A 9,662-nucleotide genomic window follows, 5' to 3' on the forward strand; every position below is an offset into this window, starting at 1 on the left:
CGGCGGCGGAGGAGATGGGCGATGCAGCAGTGAGCGGCGAGCGATTCTGCCACGGAGTTCTCTCGAATGTATTCCTACCTCAGGAGGATGATTTTCAATGGAACTGAAGAACGGCAAGCGTGTGGTAACAGTCATTCCGGGTGATGGTGTTGGTCCTGAGTGCATACGAGCCACGCAGCGAATCATCGAAGCTGCTGGCGCCTCGGTGCACTGGGAAGAGCACCAGGCAGGCGCCAGCGTTTTTAAGCAGGGCATTGCGTCCGGCGTTCCTGCTGACACGATAGAATCTATTAGGCGCACCCGCGTTGTGCTCAAGGGGCCGCTGGAAACGCCCGTGGGTTACGGCGAAAAGAGCGCCAATGTGACGCTCCGCAAGCTCTTTGAAACCTACGCCAACGTCCGCCCCGTGCGTGAGCTGCCCGGCGTGCCAACACCGTACAGCGGGCGCGGCATTGATCTTGTGGTCGTCCGCGAAAACGTTGAAGACCTCTACGCGGGCATCGAGCACATGCAGACCCCCAGCGTTGCCCAGTGTCTGAAGCTAATTTCTCGCAAAGGGTGTGAGAAGATCGTCCGCCTCGCCTTCGAGCTGGCCAGAGCGGAAGGACGCAAGAAGGTCGCTTGCGCGACCAAGTCGAACATCATGAAGTTGACCGAAGGGATGCTCAAGCGCACGTTCGAGGAGATCGCTCCAGAGTACCCTGACCTAGAGTCGTGGCACATCATCATTGACAACTGCGCGCATCAGCTTGTGAAGAGGCCCGAACAGTTCGAGGTCATCGTCACCACTAACATGAACGGCGACATCATCAGCGACCTGACCTCGGCGCTTGTCGGCGGGTTGGGCTTCGCGCCGTCAGCCAATCTGGGTGATGAGGTGGCTATTTTTGAAGCGGTTCACGGCTCCGCGCCCAAGTACGCAGGCAAAAACGTCATCAACCCCACAGCGGTGCTCCTGTCCGGCGTGATGATGCTCCGCCACATCGGTGATTTCGACACAGCAGCCCGCATCGAACAGGCTCTCCTGGTAACGTTGGAGGAAGGCCGCGTGCGTACTGGCGACGTGGTTGGTTATGATCGCGGGGCCAGCACGACAGCCTTCGCAGACGCAATCATCGCTAACCTGGGCCGCACACCTCAACACACTCCCGTGCGCAGCTATCGCCCAATTGAGCTGCCGGCTCGTAAACCGACGGCTGCCATCACGCCGGCCTCGCGCCGCGTCATCGGTGTGGACGTGTTCGTAGAGTCAACGCTCTCACCTGATGACCTAGGGCACAGCCTGGAGCAGATTGCGGAAGGCACGCCACTGCGCCTGAAGATGGTCTCCAATCGAGGCACCAAGGTGTTTCCTTCAGTGGGGGCTTTGACCGACTGCGTAGATCACTGGCGCTGCCGCTTCGTGCTTCGCAACAACAGTGGCGAGCTGAGCGATGAGCAACTGCTGAACCTGGTGTCGCGGATCGCCAGCCAGCACCGATGGATGCACATAGAGAAATTGCAGGAGTTCGACGGCCACGAGGCCTTCACCAAGGCCCAGGGCGAGGACTAAGCGTTTACCCAGAACCGTGAAATGCCCAAAGCAAATGCTCTTGACAGGAATATGCAACCGCTGGATTAAACGCGGCAGTCATCGCCCATCGAGGAACGATAGGCATAGCCGTTGACAAGAGTATGCAACCGCTGGATAAAAAGCCGGCGCCGACCGGGCGGCATTAGAACCTTGTGGTCAGCAGGAAGGTTCATCGGCCGCCCCGGCGGCTGGCTTGCTCGTTAGACAAGGCGGCAACGAGGCAGCATCAGATTCTCCTGCTTCCGTTTTCGCAACCATACATCTTCAAGCGCACCGGATGATGATTCATGGAGATGCTGGCTGTGTTAGACGATGACGGGCCATACAGCACTTCTAATCCGAAATGCGCACAGAAAGCGTAGGTTGGCGCGTGGGACGTTCTGGTCCCGGTTTGCATGGCGCTTCATCAAACTTGGCCTTTCTCCGAACTATTGATATTACAGTCCGAAGAAGGTCAATATTCGGGCCATGATCGTTCGTCGAATCTCTGCGTCAACAATCGCCTCAAACGGAAAACCGAAATGGACAAGCTTGTATGCGCTGGCATATTCAATCGCTGCGTGACCGCCGCTTCCACCAACGTACATAAGATTGGCCGTGGCTGGCCAAATCGGGAGCAATTGATCGGGAGAATCAACATCATATCGTCGCCGTCCATCGTCAATCATAAACAAGCCGATGTCGGCGAAGATGCCGCCCGTCCCGGTGACCGTGTGCGTGTCAGAGTCATCGCCGGCATAACGCGCCTGCAAGAAATTTCGATAGAAGGACCGATCTGCAACGCTGCCGCGCTGATCAAGGTCCCAGGCGATTTCCGAGCCGGATACAAACAAGCTGCCGCCCATCATAAGAAATTGTCTGATACGTTCTTGCTCATCCGTGTCGAATGTTTCATGCGCGGTAGACTCTTCTCCCAAAATCCAATCAATCACCCGATAATCGGCCAGCGACACAATGCCATCCCGAACGGCTTCATTTGAGCATGAATCGAACGCTACGCCATGAGCGTCAATGGCCGTGGCATGCTCGATGATGTAGTCGTAGGTGTTCATCCGTTGCAGAAACATGCGTCTGACTGTGCCCAGTGGACCGCTTTCGAATCGAGGGATAAGCGCGAACCGGTCGAGCCGATCAAATCCGTTGACAACCAGCATCGCTGGTCGCGCCACTCCAGCAGCGACCTTGACGGCTAATACTTCGGTTGGGAACGATTCACCACCGTCATTCAATGCGGTGACGCGAAAATAGTAGACGCGCCCAGGTGTCAATCCGGTCAGTGTAAGCGACGTATCGGAGGTTGCCACGCCGTTATCAAAGGCTTTGCCGTCGGCGCTTGTGTAGACTTTGTAGGAAGTTGCTTGATCACCGACGAGACCGACACGGTCTGTCTGGGGCGGGCGCCACGAAATCGTGACTTCTTGCCAGTCCGTGTTGTGAACGGTCAGATGCGTGGGCGGCTCCGGCAATAAAGGCAAATCAACTCGATCGCGTTGCTCGAAGTATTTGACGATGCCCTGATAGATTGCTCGCGCTGCCAATTGCCGGAACAGTGGCTCGCGGAGATATTGAGCGTCGGGCGTGCTGGTGTCGTGGAAGGCCAGTTCGATGAGCACGCCGGGCATGGTCGTCAGTAATCGGAGTTCACCGAAATTGGCTGTTCTGAGTCCCCGGTCACGCCAGTTTGCATCCCAGCCCTGGCGAATGTCGTTGATGAGTTCCTGATGGACCGCTTGCTGCAACAACGCGCTGCCAGGCGATGGCGCCGTGTTGTGAATATAGGTTTCCGTGCCGGTGCCGGTGTTGGGTGTCGCCGCAGCATTGGTGTGCAGTGAAATGTAGACGGCATCTTCTCCCGGCTCTTTTTCCCACTCAGCATAACGCGGGCGAGCGGTGACATCGTCGTCACGGTCTTCGCCGGTGCTCAGTGGATCAAAAACCTGCGGCGGCGCTCCCTGAAATTCAGCGAAATATCGCGCAGCTTCTTCCCATCGCGGTCGTTGACTGGTCGTACCACCTCGCGCGATGCTGCCCATGCCGCCGCCGAATCGAATCGCATCAGCAATGACGGTGTCACCAGCAGCGCCTGATTCATTAACGAGCGTGACCGAACCGGAGCGGCCGGCGCGAAAGTAATATGTGCCCAGGTAACGCCACGTTGATCCGTGAACCTGTTGGTTGACCAACACGACCGTTTGACCGCCACCATGATTGATTTCAAATCGCGCACGCGAGGAACGATTGCTACCAGCAACGTACCAGGCATACACAGCATAATCGCCCTCTTGCAGGAACGTCGGCTGCCATCTGGCCATAGCCGTTGGGCTGATGGCCATGCGGTATGTTCCGCCAAACCCAGGCAGTGAGCCCGTTTGCCATGCGCCCGTCTCGCTATAACCATCGGCCTGATCGTTGTCAACAATGATCTGCTGCGTGTTCAGATCACGCTCGCGGCAGGTCCACACGTCAGCGCCAGCATTCCACAAATACTGCACCAGGTATTGATTGATGAGTTCTGGCGTGACGAAATCTTCGACGATGTCGTTGGTATTCGGGCGTTGTGTCAGCCATCCAAACTGCGTGTGCCAGTACCAACCGTGACTCTGACTGAGAAAAATTGTCTTGCCAGTGAGTGCTCCGACCGGTTGAGCTTGACCAAATGCCGGCGGCGAGGCCGCTTTGTGATGGCGTTGGCCTTGATGAGGTTTTCTCGGAATCGGTGGCAGCTCCGGCAGCAACGACGAGATCGGCTTGAAGGTCCCATCAGCGGGGTCTTTGACCAGGACGTGAAAATAGCGCAGATGAGGGTACTGAAGGCTCAACGTATCCACCACGCGCTCGACAATTTCATCCGACATGGCATACGTGAATGTGTCAGAGCTAATCAGATGATCAGGCAATGTGAGATAGATGGTGACAGTTTGTCCCACCATATCGAGGCGGTCGAGTTTCGTTCCCGCAGGGAGCGCAGACAAAAGCTCTTGTGCGCCTACGCCAATTCTGGGTATCGCACCGGCAGAGAGCGAGGCGAGACTCAACAGCACCAAAAGCCACGAGATTGCGTGAAACCGGCGTGCCTGATACATGCTCGCTTCGTCCTCTTGTAAGGTTTTCAGTGATTGACCGCGCTATGGTGGCGACAATCGCCAGCCCTTGTCAATCCTAGTTGGTTTCCATAAGCTATGCCATCTGATCAGCGAGGCTATGTAGCGAAACAATCAACGATGATTGATGCAATTGCAGACTATTTTCTCCAAGGAGGAGATTAACCTAAGCTCATTGTAGAGGTGCACAATGAAAAAACGGTCGAGTCTTACCATCAGCGTTTTGTTGCTTACGTCATTGATAAGTGGGCCGGTAGCGCTGGCCGAGGAAGGGATGTGGACGTTCGATAATCCGCCGATCAAACAATTGCAGGAGCGATACGGCTTCACGCCGACGCAGGAGTGGCTCGATCACGTGCGACTCTCTTGCGTGCGATTTAATGATGGTGGTTCAGGCTCATTTGTCAGCCCTAACGGGTTGGTGTTAACCAATCATCACGTCGGTCGCGGACAAATTCAGAAGCTCTCGTCGCCACAGAATGACTACATCAAAAACGGTTTCTACGCGCCGAGCATGGCCGATGAACTGAAGTGCCCAGACCTGGAGCTCAATGTGTTAGTAGCGATGGAAAACGTGACGGCTCGCGTGCAGGGCGCCGTGAAAAAAGGTATGAGCGCCAAAGAAGCCTTGGACGCGCGTAAAGCGGAGATTGCTCGAATTGAGAAAGAGAGTTTGGCCTCGACCGGCCTGCGCTCGGATGTGGTCACGCTCTATCAGGGCGGCGAGTATTGGCTCTACCGGTACAAAAAATACACGGATGTGCGATTGGTGTTTGCGCCGGAGCAGCAAATCGCCTTCTTCGGCGGCGACCCAGATAACTTCACCTACCCACGCCATGATCTGGACTTTGCCCTGTTTCGCGTGTATGAAAACGACAAGCCGCTCCAAACCAAACACTATTTGAAATGGAGCGCCAATGGCGCCGCAGATGGCGAGCTCGTTTTTGTCGCAGGTCATCCAGGCCGGACGGATCGGTTGCAAACCGTCGCTCAGATGGAGTTGCAACGTGATCACCTCTTCCCCCTCACGCTCCGTACACTGCAACGTCGGCTGGCCGCCTTGCGCCGCTACGCTGAGCGCGGACCAGAAGAGGCGCGACAGGTTGCCGGTTTGATCTTTGGACTGGAGAATTCATTGAAAGCAACGACAGGATATCATCAAGGATTGCTGGACAAGAACGTGATGGCCAAGAAGCAACAAGAAGAAAAAGAATTTCGCGCTCTGGTGGCTCGTAATAAAGAGTGGCAAAAAGAGTACGGCGACGCGTGGGACGCAATAGCCAACGCACAGGCTAAGTATCTGGAGATGCTCAAACCGATCCGCTACCGCGCGCTAACTGGCCAGGCGCGTTTGCCAGCTCTTGCCTTAGCGATCGTGCAATATGTGGCCGAGGTCAAAAAGCCCGATGGGGAACGGCTAGACGGCTTTCGTGAGGCACAGCTTGAATCATTGAGGTTCCGCCTGCTGTCCAAGGCTCCCGTCTATCCGGGCGTAGACGAGGTCGTGTTGGCCGACAGCCTGCAGGAATCACTCGAAGCATTAGGGCCAAACGATCCGTTCATCAAAGCAGTGTTGAATGGCCGTCAGCCAGCAGATGTGGCGCGAGAGGTGATTGCCGGCACCAAATTGGCCGATGTTGAGTTTCGCCGATCGTTGCTCGATGGCGGTGAAGCTGTTGTGGCTAACTCCAATGATCCACTCATTGTCATGGCTCGCAAGATTGATCCTTTCGTCCGAGAGATGAACAAGTGGTTGGAGACAAACGTCAGGAGTATCGAAGCAGCGGCCAGCGAAAAAATCGGGAAAGCACGATTCGCCGTTTACGGGAAGACGACCTATCCTGATGCCACGTTCACGTTGCGACTCTCTTATGGTACCGTCAAAGGATACCCTATGAATGGCACCATCGCTCCGCCGAAAACAACATTCTACGGCCTCTATGATCGGGCGCATAGCTTCGATATGAAACCCCCGTTCGACTTGCCAGCGCGATACATCCAGCGGGAAAAAAACTTGGACTTATCTACGCCGCTTAACATGGTCACGACCCACGACATCATTGGAGGTAACTCCGGCTCACCCGTCATCAATCGGGAGGCTGAGTTGGTTGGCTTGATCTTCGACGGTAACATCGAAAGCTTGGCCGGTCGGTTCGTCTATCAAGAAGAAAAAAATCGTGCCGTTTCCGTCCATAGCGCCGCCATCATTGAGGCGTTGCGCAAGATTTATGACGCCGGTGCGCTGGCTGACGAGCTAGAAGGTAAAATGTCGGCGACGATGACGGCAAAATAAGAGAACATGGACCGGTGATTCGTGGATCGTGGTTTGTGTATCGTGATTCATGGCTCGTGAATCGTGGTTCGTGGCTCGTGAATCGTGGTTCGTGATTCGAATTACGACTCAGAATACAATCCACGAGGCACGAGCCCTCAATGACCGTTATGAAGATTGCTGGTATTCAAGCCGCGCCTGTCTTTCTCAATCGCCAGGCGACGTTGGATAAGATGCTTGATGCTATCGCTGAAGCTGCACGAAACGGTGCGTCCCTTTGTGCGTTCCCCGAAGTATACCTCTGTGGCTATCCAGCGTGGTTGAGTTTGACCGGCGGCGCCCGGTTCAATGACGACCGTCAGAAAGAAGCCTACGCGATGTTACTTGATCAAGCAGTCAGCCTAGATGGTCCTGAGATACGCGCGCTCGAGCGTGCTGCGCGCGAACACGACATCTTCGTTTATGCCGGTGTTAGCGAGCGCCACAACGGTACTGTCTATTGCACGCTGGCCGCGATTGATCCGCACAAAGGGCTCATCAACGCGCATCGCAAGCTCAAGCCGACTTACGAAGAACGACTCGTGTGGGGTGACGGTGATGGGCATGGTTTACGCGTACTGAATTACAACGGCTGGCGCGTCGGCGGCTTAAACTGCTGGGAGAACTGGATGCCGCTGGCGCGCGCGGCCATGTATGCTCAAGGTGAAGAGCTGCATGTGTCAGTGTGGCCAGGCAGCCACAAGCTGGTTGAAGAGAATGCTCCGTTTGTAGCGAGAGAAGGGCGCGTTTATGTGCTTGGCGTATGCGGCGTGCTGCGCGCACAAGACATCCCCGACGCATTTCCGTTGAAGCGCGAGATGCTCCAGCAGGAAGCAATTTTCTATAATGGTGGCACGAGCATCTATGGGCCCGACGGTCAATGTGCAGCCGGTCCACTGGTTGATGAAGAAGGGATCGTTTATGCGGAGATTGATTTGAGGCAGGTCCGCCGCGAACGACAGAATTTTGATCCTGCCGGACACTATGCGCGACCTGATGTACTGACGCTACATGTTAATCGCTTCCGTCATACTAACGCTTCATTTGATGAATGACGGTCGTCGCTACATTGGAATCAATTGATCTCGGTAGTAACTTTCATCGAACTCACACTGAAAAATTCACAATCACTTCTTGACAGAGATGATTTTTTTGTTAGAATAGCAGTTTGCCTGTTGAGAGAAAATCATCACGGCATTGATGTTTGAAAACTAGGTAGTGCGTAACCCAGTTTCACAGATGAGTTTCAGGTAAACCGACTCCACGAGTTTTTTCGGAGAGTTTGATCCTGGCTCAGGACGAACGCTGGCGGCGTGCCTAACACATGCAAGTCGAACGCGAAAGAGAGCTTCGGCTCTTGAGTAGAGTGGCAAACGGGTGAGTAACACGTGGGTAATTTACCTCTGGATGGGGAATAACCCGGGGAAACCTGGGCTAATACCGCATAATGCAAGATGGCCGCATGGCGAGCTTGCTAAAGCGGGGGATCGCAAGACCTCGCGTCTAGAGAGAAGCCCGCGTCCGATTAGCTAGTTGGTGGGGTAATGGCCCACCAAGGCGACGATCCGTAGCTGGTCTGAGAGGATGGCCAGCCACACGGGGACTGAGACACGGCCCCGACTCCTACGGGAGGCAGCAGCGAGGAATCTTGGGCAATGGGCGCAAGCCTGACCCAGCGACGCCGCGTGGGGGAGGACGGCCTTCGGGTTGTAAACCCCTTTTCACCGGGACGAAGGGCTGACGGTACCGGTGGAAGAAGCCCCGGCTAACTACGTGCCAGCAGCCGCGGTAAGACGTAGGGGGCGAGCGTTGTCCGGAGTTACTGGGCGTAAAGCGCGCGCAGGCGGTGCGGTAAGGTCGCGGTGAAAGCCCCTGGCTCACCTGGGGGAGGTCCGCGGCGACTGCCGGACTGGAGGGGGGCAGAGGCCGGTGGAATTCCCGGTGTAGTGGTGAAATGCGTAGAGATCGGGAGGAACACCCGTGGCGAAGGCGGCCGGCTGGGCCCTACCTGACGCTGAGGCGCGAAAGCGTGGGGAGCGAACCGGATTAGATACCCGGGTAGTCCACGCCGTAAACGATGGCCACTAGGTGTGGGGGGTATCGACCCCCTCCGTGCCGACGCTAACGCATTAAGTGGCCCGCCTGGGGAGTACGGCCGCAAGGCTAAAACTCAAAGGAATTGACGGGGGCCCGCACAAGCAGCGGAGCGTGTGGTTTAATTCGACGCAACGCGAAGAACCTTACCTGGGCTTGACATGCACGTAGTAGGAAGCCGAAAGGCGACCGACCCCTCGGGGAGCGTGCACAGGTGCTGCATGGCTGTCGTCAGCTCGTGCCGTGAGGTGTTGGGTTAAGTCCCGCAACGAGCGCAACCCCTGCCGGAAGTTACAGGTGTCTTCCGGGACTGCCGGTGGCAAGCCGGAGGAAGGCGGGGATGACGTCAAGTCAGCATGGCCTTTATGTCCAGGGCTACACACACGCTACAATGGCCGGTACAATGGGTTGCCAAGCCGTGAGGCGGAGCCAATCCCACAAAGCCGGTCTCAGTTCGGATTGGAGGCTGCAACCCGCCTCCATGAAGTCGGAGTTGCTAGTAACCGCCGGTCAGCCATACGGCGGTGAATACGTTCCCGGGCCTTGTACACACCGCCCGTCACGTCATGGGAGCTGGCAACAC

Annotated in this window: 4 protein-coding genes and 1 rRNA gene; 4 read left to right on the forward strand and 1 reads right to left on the reverse strand. The window is 56.1% G+C overall.

Annotation, left to right across the window (positions count from 1 at the left end; genetic code table 11):
• The first annotated feature begins 97 nt into the window (after positions 1-97).
• Positions 98-1,552 carry an NADP-dependent isocitrate dehydrogenase gene (locus tag NZ823_13510; GenBank protein MCS6806142.1) on the forward strand — a complete coding sequence of 485 codons (1,455 nt, stop codon included), beginning with the start codon at positions 98-100 and terminating at the stop codon, positions 1,550-1,552.
• A gap of 458 nt (positions 1,553-2,010) precedes the next feature.
• Here the strand turns inward: NZ823_13510 and NZ823_13515 are convergent, their stop codons facing one another.
• A complete protein-coding gene (locus tag NZ823_13515) occupies positions 2,011-4,656 on the reverse strand; it encodes an N-acetylmuramoyl-L-alanine amidase (GenBank protein ID MCS6806143.1) in 2,646 nt (881 codons plus the stop codon).
• A 208-nt stretch (positions 4,657-4,864) separates the two neighbouring features.
• On the opposite strand from NZ823_13515, the gene NZ823_13520 reads away from it, so the two are divergent.
• The 3 genes from NZ823_13520 to NZ823_13530 form a co-directional block, all read left to right on the forward strand.
• Entirely contained in the window at positions 4,865-6,967 is a 2,103-nt protein-coding gene (locus NZ823_13520) for a S46 family peptidase (protein MCS6806144.1), read from the forward strand.
• Between the two features lie 140 nt (positions 6,968-7,107).
• Positions 7,108-8,040 carry a carbon-nitrogen hydrolase family protein gene (locus tag NZ823_13525; protein ID MCS6806145.1) on the forward strand — a complete coding sequence of 311 codons (933 nt, stop codon included), beginning with the start codon at positions 7,108-7,110 and terminating at the stop codon, positions 8,038-8,040.
• 215 nt (positions 8,041-8,255) lie between these two features.
• Positions 8,256-9,662 (forward strand): 16S ribosomal RNA (locus NZ823_13530); the annotation flags it as partial.

It is taken from the genome of Blastocatellia bacterium, from assembly GCA_025054955.1.
Classification (GTDB): domain Bacteria; phylum Acidobacteriota; class Blastocatellia; order HR10; family J050; genus JANWZE01.